Origin of the sequence: Streptomyces sp. NPDC052301 (genome assembly GCF_044593395.1) — a bacterium.
Lineage (GTDB): Bacteria > Actinomycetota > Actinomycetes > Streptomycetales > Streptomycetaceae > Streptomyces.
Map to the genome: position 1 here is coordinate 16089 of NZ_JBIUBE010000007.1, position 16331 is coordinate 32419.

A 16331-nucleotide genomic window follows, 5' to 3' on the forward strand; every position below is an offset into this window, starting at 1 on the left:
CGACGGCACGCTCGTCACGGATGCCGGGCGGGGCGCGGGCCTCCCTGCCTTCGGCTGAAGTCGCCAAGGAACCGTCCTGCACGGAGGGCCTGGGGGCCGATCGCCCCCACCGGCGCCAAGGGAGCCGCCATGAGCAACGGACACATTTTCGTCGGCGAGGTCATCGGCACCGCGATCCTGATCCTGTTCGGTGCCGGCGTCTGCGCCGCCGTCACCCTCAGACACTCCAAGGCGCGGGCCGCGGGGTGGGTCGTCATCGCGTTCGGCTGGGGGTTCGGCGTGCTCGCGGGCGCGTACACCGCCGCTCCTCTCTCCGGCGGCCAGCTCAATCCCGCGGTGACCATCGGCATCGCCGTGGACACCGGCAAGTGGGGCAAGGTCTGGGTGTATCTACTGGGCCAGATCGTCGGCGCGATGCTCGGCGCCGTGCTGGCCTATCTGGTCTACCTCGCCCAGTTCCAGGCCAACGTCCGCACGGAAGGCACCACCGAGGGCACGGCCGGGGAACCGGTGCCGACCCTCGGCATCTTCTCGACCGTCCCGGAGATCCGGAATCCGCTCGCCAATCTGATCACCGAGATCATCGCGACCGTCGCGCTCGTGCTGCCCGTCCTCGCCTTCGGGCTGACGAAGGGGCTCGGGGAGTCCGGCACCACCGTGCTGATCGTCTCGCTGCTCGTCGTCGGCATCGGGCTCTCCCTCGGCGGCCCCACCGGCTATGCCATCAACCCGGCCCGCGACCTCGGGCCGCGCATCGTGCACACGCTCCTGCCGATACCCCACAAGGGCACGTCCGACTGGGGTTACGCCTGGATACCGGTCGCCGGCCCGCTGATCGGCGGGGTGCTCGCCGGCGTCATCTACAACGCGGCCTTCTGACCCGTACGCCGCCCTCGCATCCCCCGCACGCGTCCTTCCGACCCAGCGACCCAGGGACAGCCATGACGGACACCGCCGACACGTATGTCGCCGCCATCGACCAGGGCACCACGTCCAGCCGCTGCATCGTCTTCGACCACGACGGCGCCATCGTCGCCGTCGACCGGCGCGAGCACCGCCAGATCTTCCCGAGGCCGGGCTGGGTGGAGCACGACGCCACCGAGATCTGGGCCAAGGTGCAGGCCGTGGTGGCCGGAGCGCTGGCCAGGGCCGGGCTGCGCGCCGACCAGCTGAGCGCGCTCGGCATCACCAACCAGCGCGAGACGACGGTCCTGTGGGACCGCGCCACCGGCAAGCCCGTGCACAACGCGATCGTCTGGCAGGACACCCGCACCGCCGCCCTCTGCCACGAACTGGGCGGCACGGACGGCCAGGACCGTTTCCGCGAGCGGACCGGACTGCCCCTGGCCAGCTACTTCTCCGGGCCCAAGGCGGCCTGGCTGCTGGACCACGTGCCCGGTCTGAGGGAGCGCGCCGAACGCGGCGAGATCGCCTTCGGCACGATCGACTCGTGGCTGATCTGGAACCTCACCGGCGGCACCGACGGCGGCCGGCACGTCACCGACGTCACGAACGCCGGCCGCACCCTGCTGATGAACCTGGAAACGCTCCAGTGGGACACCTCCATCCTGTCCGCCATGAACATCCCCGAGACGGTCCTGCCCGAGATCAGGTCCTCCGCCGAGGTGTACGGCACCGCGGTCGGGCAGCTCGCCGGGGTGCCCGTGGCCTCCGCACTGGGCGACCAGCAGGCCGCCGTCTTCGGGCAGGCCTGCTACGACGTCGGCACCGCGAAGAACACCTACGGCACCGGCAGCTTCCTGCTGCTGAACACCGGCAACCGGCCGGTGCCGTCCAAGAGCGGGCTGCTGACGACGATGGGCTACAAGATCGGCGGGGAGGCGCCGGTGTACTGCCTGGAGGGATCCATAGCGATAACGGGCGCGCTGGTGCAGTGGTTCCGCGACCAGCTCGGCATCATCCGCGCCGCCGACGAGATCGAGCCCCTGGCGGCGAGCGTCGAGGACAACGGCGGCGCCTACATCGTGCCCGCGTTCTCGGGCCTGTTCGCGCCCTACTGGCGCTCCGACGCGCGCGGGGTCGTCACCGGCCTGACCCGCTACGTCACGAAGGCGCACCTCGCGCGCGCGGTGCTCGAGGCGACGAGCTGGCAGACCCGGGAGGTCGTGGACGCCATGTACCAGGACTCCGGGGTGCGGATCACCACCCTCAAGGTCGACGGCGGCATGACCGGGAACAACCTGCTGATGCAGCACCAGGCTGATGTACTCGGCGTGCCGGTGATCCGGCCCCGGGTGTCGGAGACGACCTGTCTGGGCGCCGCCTACGCCGCCGGTCTGGCGACGGGCGTGTGGCACGACCTGGACGAGCTGAAGTCCCACTGGCGCAAGGACGCCGAGTGGACCCCGGCCATGGAGGCGTCGGTGCGTGACCGCGAGTACCGCAACTGGCGCAAGGCCGTGGAGAAGAGCTTCGACTGGCTGGAGGAGGACGGCGTGCAGAAGTAGCGGTACGCGCGCGTGAGGCTGCCCAGGACCACGGCCCGTACCCCTGTCGGCGGGGGTACGGGCCGTGCCGTCGTCGTGCCCCCGGTCAGCCGAGGACGGCCTGACGGTGCTCGGCGGCGTAGTCCATCGCATGCTGGACGACGCCGATGAGCACCTCCTTGACCGACTCCCGGTCGCGCGCGTCACAGAGCAGCACGGGCACTCCGGGGTCCAGGTCGAGGGCCTGGCGGACGGAATCCACCGGGTAACGGGCCGCTCCCTCGAAACAGTTGACGCCGACGACGAAGGGGATGGACCGCCGTTCGAAATAGTCGACGGCGGCGAAGCAGTCCTCCAGGCGGCGCGTGTCGGCGAGCACCACGGCGCCGAGAGCGCCCTCGGACAGCTCGTCCCACATGAACCAGAACCGTTCCTGCCCGGGCGTGCCGAACAGGTAGAGAACCAGGTCCTCGCGCAGCGTGATGCGGCCGAAGTCCATGGCCACGGTGGTGGTGTGCTTGCCCTCCACACCGCTGGTGTCGTCGACCGGCCGCCCGGCCTCGGTGAGCAGTTCCTCGGTGCGCAGCGGCCTGATCTCGCTGACCGCGCCGACGAGGGTCGTCTTGCCCACGCCGAAGCCGCCGGCCACCAGGATCTTGAGCGTGACGGGCTCGACCGGGGGCTTGCCGCGCTCAGAACGCCCGAAGATCATCGATCTCTTCTCCTGCCAGATAAGGGTTGCCGCTTCCGCGCCCGTCACAGCGCCCGGAGGCCGCTGATCACGTCGCGCAGGATGCTCTCGTCCGGCAGCTCGGCCGGTGGCACCGGGCGGGTCACATGGACGAGTTCCGCGTGCACGAGGTCGCCGATGAGGACGCGGACCACACCGATGGGCAGGTCCAGTTCCGCGGCGAGTTCGGCGACCGACTGCGGAGTTTCCCCGCAGAGGCCGACGATCTCCACGTGCTCCGGGGACAGTGTCGGGTCCGCTTCCGGGTCGCCCGCGTCGGGCTCGGTGACGACCACCGCGATCAGGTCGAGGCGATGCTGGGCCGGACTGGAGGTCCGGCCGCGCGTCATGGCGTACGGACGGACCACCGGTCCGGCCTCGTCGTCGAACCAGTGGTTTCTTCCCTGACCGTCTCCGCTCATGCCATCCCACTACCCACCGGCGGACAGATCGGTGCGCGGGGCGCTGCCCAGGTGCACGCCGACCCGCTTGACCAGCAGCGTCATCTCGTAGGCGACCTGTCCGACATCGGAGTCGGCGTCCGAGAGGACGGCCAGGCAGCTGCCGTCGCCGGCGGCGGTGACGAACAGGAAGGCGTCGTCCAGCTCGACCACCGTCTGCCGGACGCTGCCCGCCTCGAAGTGCCGGCCCACGCCCTTGGCGAGGCTGTGGAAGCCGGACGCGACGGCAGCCAGATGCTCGCTGTCCTCCCGCGTCAGGTCCTTGGACGCCCCCGTGGCCAGGCCGTCGCCGGACAGTACGACGGCCTTGCGGATGCTGGCGACCCGGTCGACGAGATCGTCCAGGAGCCAGTTCAGCTCCCCCTTGTTCGCCGCCGTGTGGCCGGTCGCGTTCGGTGCGGTCATCGACCGTCCCCCTTAGTCGTTCCTTGTGCTGTGCCGTTGTCGACCCCGTCGCCCGCGGCGTTCTCCTCTCGGCCGCGTTGCCAGCCGCGCTGCAGCGAGGCCATCCGGCTGCGGACCTCCTCGGCGTCACGGTCGGCGGGCGGCGCCGCGCTGTCGGCGCGCCGCTCGGTGTCCTGTTTGAGCTGGGGGGCCAGGCTGGCCTGACGTATTCGTCGGGGCAGCGGGCCGGTGCCCGGTTCCCCGGCCGCCCCGCCGGCGGGCAGGGCCGCGGGTCCGTCGGGCGGGCCCGGGGTGCCTTCCGCGGCGGGTGCCGTCGGCCGGGTACGCCTCGGCAGTGCCGGTACGTCGGGTGTCTCGCCGACGGCCTGGGCCGTCTCGCGTCCGTCGGTCCGGTCGGTGGGTCCGGCGGGGCGCCGGGTGGAGGCGCCGCGGCGGCGGGCGGGCAGCGGGGCCAGGCCTCCCGTCTCGGGGCGGCGCGGAGCGGCGGAGGGCTGCTCGTCGTCCGGTTCGCCGCGGCGGGAGCGCTGGTCGGTGACGGGCTTGCCGTGCGAGCTGACGAGTTTGGGCGTCTGCCGCCGCGGCAGCGGTACGGGCCCGAGCTCGGCGGTCTCGTCCCGTGACAGGCGCTCGGCCGACGGGGAGGCCGTACGGTCGTCGTCGCGGGTGAGGCCGCGGGAGCGGAACAGGCCGCCGCGCTCGCTGTCCTGGTCCGTGAGGACGCCGGGGAAGTCGTCGAGGGCGTCGAGGTCGACGGGTGCCTCCAGCTCGACCGGGCCGTCCAGCAGGGAGGTGGGCAGGCCGGGCAGCTGCGCCGCGACCGGGGACCGTCCGGCGGCACGGTTCGCCGGACGGCCGCCTTCCTTCACCGGGCGCTCCCGGTCCAGGCGGAAGCCGATGCCGTTGGTGTCCGGGACGTCGTCGGACAGCAGCGCGTCCGGGATGAACACGACGGCGGTGGTGCCGCCGTAGGGCGAGGGCTGGAGCGAGACCCGCACGTTCTGGCGCTGGGCGAGACGGCTGACCACGAACAGTCCGAGCCGGTCGGTGTCGGACAGTTCGAACTCGGGAGTCTCGGCCAGGCGCAGGTTGGCGTCCAGGAGTGCCTCGGCCGTCATGCCGAGGCCCCGGTCGTGGATCTCCAGGGTGAAGCCGTTGGCCACCCGCTCGCCGAGGACCTGGACGGCCGTGTGCGGGGGCGAGAACACCGTGGCGTTCTCCAGGAGTTCGGCCACGAGGTGGGTGAGGTCGGCGACCGCCGGTCCGGTCACGGCGACCCGCGGCAGGCGGCGTACCTCGATGCGCTCGTAGTCCTCGACCTCGGCGACGGAGGCCCGGACGATGTCCATCAGCTGTACCGGGCGGCGCCACTGCCGGGAGGGGGCGGCGCCGGAGAGGATCACCAGACCCTCGGCGTGCCGGCGCATGCGGGTGGTGAGGTGGTCCAGGCGGAACAGGTCGGCGAGTTCGTCGGTGTCCTCGGTCCGGCGTTCCATCGTGTCGAGCAGGGTGAGCTGCTTGTGCAGCAGGACCTGGCTGCGACGGGCGAGGTTGACGAAGACCTCGGAGACTCCGGCCCGCAGTTCGGCCTGCTTGACGGCGGCCTCGACGGCGGCGCGCTGCAGGGTGTTGAGGGCCTGGCCGACCTCGCCGATCTCGTTCTTGTCGTACTCCAGGCGCGGCACCTCGGTCTCGACGTCGACCTGTTCACCGACGGACAGGCGGCGCATCACGCTGGGCAGCCGGACGCCGGAGGCCTCGTGCGCCTCCAGGCGCAGCTGCCGCAGGTCGCGGATCAGGGTGCGGCCGACGCGGACGGACAGGACGATGGAGAGCAGGAGGGCGATCAGACCGAGCAGACCCGCGACGGCCGCCTGGACGATGACCCCCATGGCCACGGGGCGGGTGCGCTCCTGGAGACGGTCGCCCGCACGGTCGTCGAGGGTGCCGAGCTCGTCCAGGGCGTTCGCCGCGGCGCTGTCCCAGCTCTGCGCGGTCACCCCGCGGGGGGTCCCGGAGTCCGCGTCGACGGCGGCCTGTTCGGCCGTGCGCAGCGGGGCGGTGGTGGCACTGTTCCAGAAGCGTTCGTAGCGTCCGCGCTCCGTGGCGGGCAGCAACGGCAGGCTGATGTCGTACAGGAGGGTGCGCTGGGCCACGAGGTCGGAGATCTGGCGGGTCTCCGCGTGGGTGAGCCGGCCGACGACGAGGGAGGAGCCGAGCAGGGCGTCCTCGCGGGAGAGCAGCTCGCGCGCGCGGGTGACGTTGACCAGGGCGCGGCCCTGCTGGTCCATCTCGACGTCGTCGATGCCGTCGAGGGCGTCCAGCAACGCGTAGCAGGGGTCGACGAGGCGGTTGTACTGGCTGAAGGCCTGGGTGCGGGTGATCGTGCCGTTCTCGACGCCGTGGCGCAGCGAGTCCAGGCCGTCGAACGCGTCCAGGACGGTGGTGAGACGCTCGCTGTCGCTTCCGTCCATGCCGTCGACGATGTCGTGGCGCCGGACGTTCTTGCGGATCTTGGTGACCGCCCGGTCGGTGGCGGTGCGGGTGCGGTGCAGCGCGGCGAGGGCGTCGGCGGCCCGTGGGTCGGCGAGGTAGACGAGGGTCTGGCGGCGCTCCTGCTGGAGCACACGGACGGTGTCCTCGGTGGGGTATCCGATGTCCTGCACGACACGGGACACGCGGAACAGCTGGGCGACGTCACGTCCCGTGAGTACCGTGGCGAAGCCCCAGATGGCGGTCAGGGACACCAGCGGCACGAGAAGCAGCGCCACGATCTTCCGGCGGATCGACTTCCCGCGAAAGCGCATGGCCTCCCCCAGCTCGACCCCCACCGGCCGGGGGTACACATGTACGTCAACAAACGGCGCGAGCCTACTACCGCCCCACAGATAACTCGAAGACATGTCCGGAGGGTGAACTTCCGCACCGGCGGCGAGACATGGCGATCTGTCCGGCCATTGCGGGAGATTGCCACCGCGATCCGGGCACCTGGGGACGACCCGATTTCGCCCTCGTGGACGGGCGGTTGGCTGGATTTTTTCGCCGATGGGGAATCTTTCCGCGATCTCGCGCGTCCTTCTCTGCGGGAGATGGGGGCGGAATGGGCCACAGGTGCCGCATCCCGCATCCCGGCGGCGTAAAACAGCGCAAGCCGGGCAGCCACTGGGGAGTCGGGGTCTTCGGACATCGAGGCGAGCGGTCTGCTGGCGGTGGGGAGTGACACGGTGATGGGGACGGCGGAGCGGCGCGGGGCGCCCGGACAGAGTGTGAGGGGGCGCCCGGAGGCGCGGCGGGGCACCGAGGCACCGGATCGCGACATCCCGGGTCCGGGGCGCACCCGGGAGTCCGTGACCGACGAACAGCTGCAGGAATACCGGCCGTTGTGGGTGGAGGAGCCCGCCCGCCGGCACCCGCTGCCCGATCCGGTGCGTACGGCGGCGGTGCGGGCGGTCCTGGTCACGGCGGTGACGCTGATCCAGGCGATGGTGGCGTTCCTGTGCACGCTGGCCGGGTCGTGGCTGGCCTTCCCCATGGTGGTCAGCAGTGTGGCGAGCACGGTGGTGGCCACCTGGGCGGTGGTGGACGTGTGGGTGACCCGCCAGGTGTGGAGCCAGCGGTACGGCGTGGTCTCCGAACCGAGCAGCACGGCCCGGGCCCTGCGCCGGGACCGGCGCGCCCGGCGGCGTCTGGAGCGGGCCGGCCTGCGGGAGCAGGAGCGCATACGCCGCAGGGGCGGCACCGGGCAGTTGTCGCACTCCTGAGGACCGGCCCGCCCGCGAGCGCGAAGGGGCGCGCCCGAGGACCCGCCCCTTCGCCGCCTTCCGGCCGTCAGGCCTTGGCGTACTCCCAGCCGCCGCAGCTGTACGGCGTGCCGTTGGACGTGTCCTGCAGGCAGGCGCGGATCTGCAGGGTGGTGCCCTCCGCGAAGGACAGGTCCCAGTTCCGGGGTACGGCGTAGCCGTTGCCGTTGTAGTAGGAGTGGGTGGGCGAGCTCGAGTTGTAGCGCCACTGGGCGGCCGTGCCGTGACCGTCCTTCAGCATGTCGAGGGCGGTGAGGATCTCGCCGTCCGCGGCGAACTCGGTCGCCGCGGTGGGCGAGGTGAGTGCGTTGTAGGCCCGGTAGATGGTGCCGTCGGCCTGGGCGGGGGCGATGCCCAGGACCAACACCGCCGCGGAGGCCGCGGCGGTCCCGAGAACGGTCGCCGGACCACGGTAGGGCGTGCGCAAGGCAGCGTTCCTCTCTTCGGACAACGGGTGGGGCCCGAACTTACCTCGGAGAGCCGGGAGTTCCTCACTGCTGCACCTGCCGGCACGATCCCGTGCCCCCGTTCAGGAGGTTGCAGAGGCAGGGCGTTTGAACATGCGCGTCGCCGTGATCTCGCTGTGCACCACCTCTCCGGCCTGGGGTTGCTGCGGCAGGCCGGGCCGGAGGTGTTCCTCCACGCTGATGTACTTCAGGCCGGCCCTCAGGTCGGCGTCGTTGCGCAGGCGGATGACCAGCGGGAACTCGGCCAGTGCGGTCGTGTCGAACAGACCCGTGGTGTACAGCAGCTGCACGCCGAGCGCGTCGGACACGGCCCGCTGGAGCTCCAGCAGGTACGTCGCGTTGGCGCGGCCGATCGGGTTGTCGAGGAACAGCGTGCCCGCGTGCCGGTGCCTGTCGCGGCCCCGGTCGTTGCTTCGCAGCGCTGCCATCGTGCAGTACAGGGCGATGGCCGCGGTGAGCAGCTGGCCGCCGGAGAAGACGTCACCCATCTGGCCGACGGGCACCCGCTCGGCACGCAGTACGGCGTCCGGCTTGAGGATCTCGACGGCGACGCCCTTGGGCTGCAGGGCCGCGGCGACGCCCCGCAGCAGCAGAGACATGCCGTCGCGGCGCAGGTCGGAGTTCTTCCTGACGGCCGCGCGCGTGGCGTCGTCGATGACCTCGCCGAGCCGTTCGGTGAGCGTGGCCTGGTCGGGCTCCTCGAAGCGGATGCGCAGGAACTCCTGCCCGGACCACTCGCCGAGCCCCTCGGGCAGCCGGGAGAGCCGCTGGGCGGACCTCAGCGTCGCCAGGGACGACTCCACGAGGCCCCGCAGCCGGTCCACGATCGAGTCGCGGTTGCGCTCCAGCTGGGCCAGTTCGTCGGTCAGCACGCGCAGGCGGGGCGCGAAAGCGTCCGCCCACTTCTGGGCGTGCTCGGGCAGAGCGGCGGCGGGCAGCTCGCGGATCTGCTGCCGGGCCGGGGTCCGGACCTGCTCGTAGCGCGTGGAGTTGGCGTGCCGGACCAGGACGTCACCGGCCTCGCGCACCGCGGCCTCGGCGGCGGACAGGTCGGCGGCGCAGCCGCGCAGCGAGCGGCGGGCCTCGGCGGCGGAGTGCCGGGCCTCCTCCAGGCTGCCGGGGTACGGCTCCGGCTCCTCCTGGTCCTCCTCGGGGGCGTGTTCGCGCAGCAGGTCGCGGAGCATCGCGGCGACCTCGTCGAAGCCGCCGGCTGCGTCCTCCGCGGCGCGGTGGGCCGCCAGCAGCTCCGCGTGGGCGTCGCGGGCCTCGGCCAGCGCCTCGGTACGGGCCGCGAGTTCGCCCGTGGCGGTGCGCAGCAGCGCCTGGGCGTGCTCGGCGTCGCGCGGGAGGAGTTCCTCGGGCAGCTCGGTGTGCGCCTCGCCGTCCTGCGGTGCGTGCCGCTCCGCCTCGCCGCGCAGCCGGCCGAGCTGCTCGCTCGCGCTGGACGTACGGGTCTCCAGCAGCTGCACCAGCTCCTCGGCGCGGGCGGCGGCCGCCTGGCGGCTGGGCCCGTCCGAGCCGTCGGGTGACTGCAGCAACTGCTCCGCGCGCGTACGGACCTTGTTGCTCAGGCGGTCCAGCTCCGCGAGTGCCGCGCTGTCGTCGCTCTCGGCGCGGGCCTGTTCGGCGCGCAGGTCGGCACCGACGCCGACCTTCTCGTAGACCTGGGAGGCGGCCCGGTAGGCCTCGCGGAGCGCGGGCAGGGACGCCTTCGGTGCGTCCGAGTCCTCGACCGGTACGTCGTCGGGGGCGCCGGCGATCTCGGCGCGCTCGGCGCGCAGGGCGCGTGCGGTGCGGCGGGCGTCGTCGGCGGCGCGCTGGGCGGCGCGGCGGTCCTCGTCGGCGGCGCGGGCGCGCTCCAGGCAGGCCTGGGCGCGGGCCTCGGACTCCGCGCCCTCGTCGGCGAGTTCACGGAGCTTGACCTGCCAGCCGGCGCGCTCGCGGAGCCGGAAGGCGAGGCCGGCGAGGGCGTCGGCGGCGCGGCGGGCCTTCTGCGCGGCCTCCTGCCGCTCGTCGCGCACCTGCCCGGCCTCCGCGGCGACCTCGTCGGTCTCCGCGCGCGCGGTGCGTGCCTCGGCGAGTTCGGCCTCGGACTCCTCGGCGAAGGCACGGGCCTCCTGGGCGGCCTCGGCCAACTCGGTGAGGCGTCCGGCGGGGCAGCCGGTGCGCCAGGAGGCGAGCCGGGCGGCCAGTTCGCGGTCCTTGCCGAGGCGGGCGGCCAGGGTGCGGATCTCCTCGTCGCGCTCACCGGTCCGGGCCCGCAGGGCCTGCCGTTCCTCGTCGGCGGCGTGCTCGTCGTGCATGGCGGGGTTCGGCGGCACGAGGAAGACGTCCGCCGGCGTGGCGTCCGCGGCGGGGGTCGGGGCCAGCAGGGCGGCGGCCGTGCCGACGGCCACGGCGGAGCGCGGCAGCAGGGCGGCGTCGCTCAGCGCCTCGCGGGCACGCGCGTGCGTGTCCGGGTCGGTGATGATCACGCCGTCGACCAGTTCGGGGCGGGCGGCGAGCACGCGCGCGTGGTCGGCGGGGTCGACGGCCTGCGCGAGGTAGCGCCAGCCGGGCAGGGCGGGGATGCCGTGTTCGCCGAGGAACTCGACGGTGGCCAGCACGTCCGGGCCCGGCGGCAGCAGTCCGCCGTCACCGAGGGCGCCGAGGATCCGGGCGTCGTCGGCGGCGGCCGTACGCAGCTCGAACAGCTGCCGTTCCGCGGTCGACACGGCGTCGTCGAGGAGTGCGCGCAACTCGTCGGCGAAGCGGTCGAGTTCCTCGGGGGTGAGCGGGCCCTCTGTGGGCACCGCGGGCACCGCGGCGGTGCCCGCACGCGGGGCGTCGCCCGCCTCCGTCCGCGGGCCGGGAACGCGCGGCCTGCCGGGGGCCCCGGGCAGGCTCAGCAGTTCCGCGAGCCGCTCCTCGGCGGCCAGCGACTCGGCCAGGCGCCGCTCGGCCTCGTGGGCCCGCTCGGCCGCGGTCGCCGCGTCGGCGGCGCGGGCGGCCGTCAGCTCGGCGCGGGACTCGGCGGAGGCCGCCTCGCGCGCGTGCTCGGTGGCCTTGCGGGCGGCCTCGCGGGCCGCGTCCCAGGCGGCGACGGCGGTCTTCTCGGCGTCGCTGGCGGCGAGCGCCGCACGGGCCGGGTCGGCGTCGGGGGCGCTGTCGTCGAGCCAGCCGGCGCGGACCGCCTCGGCGGTCTCCTGCTCGACCTCGGTGAGCCGCTGGCGCAGGTGACCCGCCTCGCTGCGGGCGCGCTGCGCCTCGGTGGCGGCGGTGGTGGAGTCCCGGTAGGCGGAGTCGCTGACCTCCTGGAGGGCGGCGGAGCGCTCCTCCTCCTCGTTGGCCAGGGTCTCGGCGCTCTCGGCGGCGGCGTGCAGGGCCCGTACGAGGTCCACGGCGGCCTTGGCACGGGCGGCGAGCGCGGGCGCGGCGTCCCGCTCCGCCTCCTGGATGGCGGCGGAGACGCGCGCGACGCGGTCGGCGGCGGCGCGGTGGCGCAGCACGGCCTCGGCGGCCTGCCAGGCGGAGTGCAGGGTGCGGGCGTCGGCCAGCTCGCGCTTCTGCGCGGCGGCGGCCTTCTCGGCGGCGGCGAGGGCCAGGGAGGCGTGCCGGTAGGCCAGTTCGGCGGCGATCAGTGCGCTGCGTTCGCGCGCGCCCTCGGAGTGCGTGACGGCGTACGCGGCGGCCGTGACCCGCTGGGCGAGGTCGGCGGCGCGCACCCGCTCCCGCACGGACCGGGCGGAGAGCCGCCGGGCCAGCGTGCGGGTGCGGCGCTCCGCGCCGGTGTGGATGTCACGCGCGCGGGAACGGGCGTCGGCGGCCTCGACGATGCGCCCGAGCAGGTCGACCGAGCCGGCGGTGAAGTCCCGTTCGGCGATCAGTTCGGCGCGCCGGCCGAGCTTGTTGCCGAAGCCGCTGACGAGGTCGGCGAGGCCGTCGGTGTCCCGGGTGTCGGTGACCGCGCGGAGCAATAGGTCGGTGAAGTCGGAGTCCTTCTTGACCGCGAAGAGACCGGCCGCCTCGCCCTCGTCGGCGTTCATCTCCCGCTGGTAGCGGAAGAGTTCGGGGTCGAGGCCGAGGTCGCCGAGGTGCTCGATCCAGCGGTCGTGGATCTCCTCCCAGTGCACCTCCAGGTGCGGATATGCCTTGCCGGCCTCCATGAGGGCGTCGCGGAAGCCCTTCATGGTGCGGCGGCGGCCCTGGGCGCCGGAGCTGCCCTCGACGGGCGGCCGTACGGCCGTGGACTCGGCCACGGGCAGGTTGTCCAGGCTGAGTCCGGGGCCGGGCCGGAAGGAGTACCAGGCCTCGGCGAACTTGCGCGGGTCGTTGGAGACCTGCCGGCCGCGCCACTCGCTGACCTTGCCGACGACGACGCACTCGCCGGTCTGCACGTGCTGCCACTCCAGGGCCACGTGTCCGCAGTCGTCGGCGAGCAGGAACTTGCGCAGCACGCCGGAGCTGGCGCCGCCGAGGGTGTTGCGGTGGCCCGGCAGCATCACCGAGAAGATCAGCTTGAGCAGCACGGACTTGCCGCCGCCGTTCTCCAGGAACAGCACGCCCGCGGGTGCGGGCCGGCGGGGCGGGCCGGCGGGCTCCTCCTCGAAGAACTCCGCCTGCGTGGGCGCCGGGTCGGGCACGGGCTCGCCCACGCCCCGCAGGTCAAGCACGGTGTCGGCGTAGCGCGCACCGGCGGGCCCGATGGAGTAGAGGCGGACCCGGGACAGCTCGTACATGGCGGACTCTCGTCAGTCTTCTTGCAGGTGCGGGAGGTTCAGGAGTGGAACGGCAGACCGGCGTCGGCCACCAGCTCCAGGTCGTCGGTGTCCTCGGCGGGCAGCAGCGTGGCCGTGCCGTCGGTCACCGGGACGACGCCCAGCTCGAGCAGTTCGGCCATGGCGGCGCCGCCGGCCATGTCGCGGACCTGGAGCTGGTAGCGGGCCGTGGTGCGGTAGGTGCCGCCGCTGTCGTCGCCGGTGCGCTGCAGGAAACCCGAGTCGGTGAGGAAGGCCAGGGCCTTGGCCACGATGCCGGTGGTCGAGGAGGCGGGGCGGCGGGCGTCCTTGGTGGCGCCGGTGGCGCTGCGCCTGGCCCAGATCCGCCAGGCGGCCTCGAGGCCGGGTGCGTCGGTCGCCGGGTCGGTGTTCTCGCCCAGTTCCTCGGCGCGCTCCTCCAGGCGACGGCAGGCCTGTCGTACGAACGCGTCGACGCCGTTGACCGTGACGCGGCCGATGTAGGTGTCGTCGGCCAGGTCCTCCGGGCGCGGGAACGCCAGTGCGGCGACGGCGAGATGGGCTAGTCCGTGCAGGAAGCGGTCGCCGGAGTCGGCGGTGGTGCGACGCGCGTAGTCGCCCATGCGGACGGCGAACACCGAGTCCTCGGCGGCGGTGACGGCCATCCCCGCGCGCGGGGACACCTCGAGCACGACGAGCCCGAGCCCGGCGGCGACGGCGTCCGCGAGGCGCGCGAACGCCGGGTCCTCGCGGTAGCGGCGCAGCAGCTCCGTGTACTCCTGGTCGCGTGCGGGCTGCAGCTTGGGCTGCAGCCCGAAGGCGACGAGCCGCGCCGCGTCGGCGGCGTCGGCGGGGGTGACGACGGAGCCCGCCGGCGCGGCGGCAGGCTCGGGCTCACTCCAGTCGACGTGCTCGGTCACGGCTTGGGCTCCTTGTCGCGTCGTTGCTCACTCATGCTGCTTCCGTCCGGTCCGCCGCCATCCCCGCGGCGTCGAGCAGCGCGGTCCCCACGATCAGGTCCGCCCCGCCGAACTCGGGATCGTCCAGCTCGGTTCCGTCGTCCACGGCGAACAGCAGCTTCTCCTCGCCCTGCCGGTAGGCGGTGCCGACGGCCGGACTGGCCGCGTGGACGGCCAGCAGGGCGACCAGGTACGCGAGCTCGGGGTCACCGGTGCGCCGGGCCTCGGCCAGCAGTCCGGACAGTCTGCGCGGAGCGTCCGCCGGGAGGTCCAGCAACTCCAGGGCGGCGGCCAGCTGCTCCTCGCTGAACCGGCTGTCGTCCGGCGTGGCGATCAGGTCGGGCTCCGGCATCTCCGCGCCCAGGTGCTCGCGCTCCACGGGCGGGGTCAGCAGTATGTCCACGAGATCCGCCACCCGCACCGACACCGGCGTCCGCAGTCCCGTCCCGCTCGCGAAGAACGCGTCGGTGACCCGGACGGCCTGCTCCGCGGGCAGCGGCAGGACGGGGGCGACCAGATGGCCGTAGAGGTCGATCCCGGACGTCGTCACCGGTGTGGCGAAGGCTTGCCGGTCCTGTTCGGCGCGGAACAGCGGACCGGCCTCCAGCAGGCGCGACTGGAGCTGGGTGTGCCGGCGGATGCAGTCCTTGACGATGTCGACGAGCTCGGCGGCGCGGCGCTTGTGCTCGGGTTCCTCGGTCTCGTCGCGGGCCTTGCGGATGTTGGTGAGGATCGCGTTCTCGTGGCGGTAGCGGTCGGCCACGTGGTCCAGGGCCTCGGCGATCATGTCGGGCACGGCGCCCAGCCAGTCCACCGCACGGACGTTGCGCCGGGTGGCGTCGAGGGCGCGGCGCAGGGTCTCGGAGTACTGCACGGTGCGGTAGCGGGCCTGCTCGGCGGCGAGCTGGGCGTCGGCGAGCCGCCCCCGGCTGATCAGCACCTCCAGCTTGACCTCGGCGGCGATCTGGGCGCTGGTGACATCGGTGTCGAGGGCACCGACGAGGACGTTGACCGCTTCGTCCGTCGTCCGCAGGTACACCGTGCCGCCGGGGCCGGGGACCTCCTCGATCAGCTTGAAGTCGTAGTCACGGCGGACGTACGTGCCGTCCGGCGCGAAGGTGCCGTACACCGCGCGGAAGCCGCGGTCGACGCTGCCGACGTTGATCAGGTTCTCCAGCACCCAGCGGGCCACGCGCTCGTGCTCCGCGCCGGGCCGGTGCGGGGCCTGGGCGGCGATGCGCGGGACGAGACGGGCGACGATCTGCTCGTGGTCGGCGCCGGTGTCGAAGTCCATGTTGAGCGTGACCAGGTCGATGGCGGCCAGGGCCACCTCGGCCATGCCGTACACCGAGTACTCGCCGGCCAGGTTGGCCTTGCGCGCGTCGAGGTCGTGCAGCGGCGCGGTGCAGGCGAGCGCGCGCAGCCGACGCGCCAGCCCCTCGTCGGCGGCCGGGCCCGGAGCCGGGCGCGGCCCCGCGCTGAGCTGGGGCGGAACGCTGTCCGTCGATGCAGGCGAAGTCACGGTGCACAGACTAGGTCCTAGGTCTGACATCGACCCAAACGAGCGGCTCCGCCGGTTTGGTCGGCGCAGGCGCCTACGAGGCGCTCTCCTCGCCGACCCTGCGCCGGTACACCTCGACGACCCGCTCCAGCGAGTCCGCGAGGTAGGTCTCCAGCAGCCGTTCGCCCTCGCGCCTGTCGCCGGTCTGCAGCGCCTGCAGGATCCGGCGGTTGCGGGCGAGGTACGGCTCGTGCAGCCGGCGCGGGTCGTCCACGACGTGGAAGGCGAGCCGGAGCTCCGCGAAGACGCTGCGCATCAGCTCGTCGGTGCGCTCGCTGCCGGCGAGGGCGACGAGTTCCCGGTGGAAGTGGATGTTGGCGGTGCCCAGCGCTTTCCAGTCATGGCCGGCCGCCGCCGCCTCGCCCTCGGCGACCGCCGCGGCCAGCCCCTGCAGTGAGTACGGCGGCTCGCCGAGCCCACGGACGACGGCGCACTCGACGAGGGCACGCGTGCGGTAGATGTCCTCGACGTCCTCGACGGTCAGGACCCGCACGAACACGCCCCGGTTGAGCTCGTGGACCAGCAGGCGTTCGTGCGTGAGCAGCCGGAACGCCTCGCGCAGCGTGTTGCGGGAGACGCCGAGGGCCCCGCCGATGCCGTCCTCGGACAGCCGGGTGCCGGGCGGGAAGTAGCCCTCCGAGATGCGGCTCCTGAGGATGTCCGAGACCCGCTCCGCCGTGCTCGTCCGCCCCAGGAGCGCACGGTCGTCGGCCAGTCCCGTCAGCTGCTCTGTCATGCCCGGAATTCAATCGCAGACAACGGAACGAGACAACGTGGGTATTGAAGGAT

At 73.2% G+C, this 16331-nt stretch carries 12 protein-coding genes; 3 read left to right on the forward strand and 9 right to left on the reverse strand.

Annotated features, from left to right (window positions below; genetic code table 11):
• The first annotated feature begins 129 nt into the window (after positions 1 to 129).
• Together ACIHEJ_RS20575 and glpK are read left to right on the forward strand one after the other, a co-directional pair.
• Positions 130 to 879 carry an MIP/aquaporin family protein gene (locus ACIHEJ_RS20575; protein WP_400137584.1) on the forward strand — a complete coding sequence of 250 codons (750 nt, stop codon included), beginning with the start codon at positions 130 to 132 and terminating at the stop codon, positions 877 to 879.
• A 62-nt stretch (positions 880 to 941) separates the two neighbouring features.
• Positions 942 to 2468 carry a glycerol kinase GlpK gene (gene glpK, locus ACIHEJ_RS20580; RefSeq protein WP_400137587.1) on the forward strand — a complete coding sequence of 509 codons (1527 nt, stop codon included), beginning with the start codon at positions 942 to 944 and terminating at the stop codon, positions 2466 to 2468.
• A gap of 85 nt (positions 2469 to 2553) precedes the next feature.
• Here the strand turns inward: glpK and ACIHEJ_RS20585 are convergent, their stop codons facing one another.
• The 4 genes from ACIHEJ_RS20585 to ACIHEJ_RS20600 are packed head-to-tail and all read right to left on the reverse strand — an operon-like array spanning position 2554 to position 6847.
• On the reverse strand, positions 2554 to 3159 hold the full coding sequence (locus ACIHEJ_RS20585; protein ID WP_400137590.1) for a GTP-binding protein: 606 nt from the start codon (positions 3157 to 3159) through the stop codon (positions 2554 to 2556).
• Positions 3160 to 3203: 44 nt separating this feature from the next.
• The gene (locus tag ACIHEJ_RS20590; RefSeq protein ID WP_400137593.1) at positions 3204 to 3599 is read right to left on the reverse strand and encodes a DUF742 domain-containing protein; all 396 of its coding nucleotides are present in this window, start codon (positions 3597 to 3599) and stop codon (positions 3204 to 3206) included.
• A 9-nt stretch (positions 3600 to 3608) separates the two neighbouring features.
• Positions 3609 to 4043: a roadblock/LC7 domain-containing protein gene (locus ACIHEJ_RS20595; protein ID WP_366011836.1), complete on the reverse strand. Its 435-nt coding sequence runs from the start codon at positions 4041 to 4043 to the stop codon at positions 3609 to 3611.
• Complete coding sequence (locus tag ACIHEJ_RS20600; RefSeq protein ID WP_400137597.1) at positions 4040 to 6847, reverse strand: nitrate- and nitrite sensing domain-containing protein; 2808 nt, start codon at positions 6845 to 6847, stop codon at positions 4040 to 4042. Before ACIHEJ_RS20600 ends, ACIHEJ_RS20595 begins: the two co-directional genes overlap by 4 nt.
• A gap of 420 nt (positions 6848 to 7267) precedes the next feature.
• Between ACIHEJ_RS20600 and ACIHEJ_RS20605 the strand changes: the two genes are divergently transcribed.
• Positions 7268 to 7801, forward strand: coding sequence for a hypothetical protein (locus ACIHEJ_RS20605; RefSeq protein WP_400137600.1), 534 nt, complete (start codon positions 7268 to 7270; stop codon positions 7799 to 7801).
• A 67-nt stretch (positions 7802 to 7868) separates the two neighbouring features.
• Here ACIHEJ_RS20605 and ACIHEJ_RS20610 read toward each other — a convergent pair whose 3' ends face one another.
• The 5 genes from ACIHEJ_RS20610 to ACIHEJ_RS20630 all read right to left on the reverse strand — a co-directional run bounded on the left by ACIHEJ_RS20610 (position 7869) and on the right by ACIHEJ_RS20630 (position 16278).
• Positions 7869 to 8267: a hypothetical protein gene (locus ACIHEJ_RS20610; RefSeq protein WP_400137603.1), complete on the reverse strand. Its 399-nt coding sequence runs from the start codon at positions 8265 to 8267 to the stop codon at positions 7869 to 7871.
• Positions 8268 to 8369: 102 nt separating this feature from the next.
• Positions 8370 to 13025: a hypothetical protein gene (locus ACIHEJ_RS20615; protein ID WP_400137606.1), complete on the reverse strand. Its 4656-nt coding sequence runs from the start codon at positions 13023 to 13025 to the stop codon at positions 8370 to 8372.
• A gap of 38 nt (positions 13026 to 13063) precedes the next feature.
• Positions 13064 to 13942 (reverse strand): hypothetical protein, encoded by an 879-nt coding sequence (locus ACIHEJ_RS20620; protein ID WP_400137609.1) that lies wholly within the window; start codon positions 13940 to 13942, stop codon positions 13064 to 13066.
• A gap of 31 nt (positions 13943 to 13973) precedes the next feature.
• The gene (locus tag ACIHEJ_RS20625) at positions 13974 to 15503 is read right to left on the reverse strand and encodes a hypothetical protein (protein ID WP_400137612.1); all 1530 of its coding nucleotides are present in this window, start codon (positions 15501 to 15503) and stop codon (positions 13974 to 13976) included.
• A gap of 73 nt (positions 15504 to 15576) precedes the next feature.
• Positions 15577 to 16278 carry a GntR family transcriptional regulator gene (locus ACIHEJ_RS20630; RefSeq protein WP_400137615.1) on the reverse strand — a complete coding sequence of 234 codons (702 nt, stop codon included), beginning with the start codon at positions 16276 to 16278 and terminating at the stop codon, positions 15577 to 15579.
• Positions 16279 to 16331 lie beyond the last annotated feature (53 nt).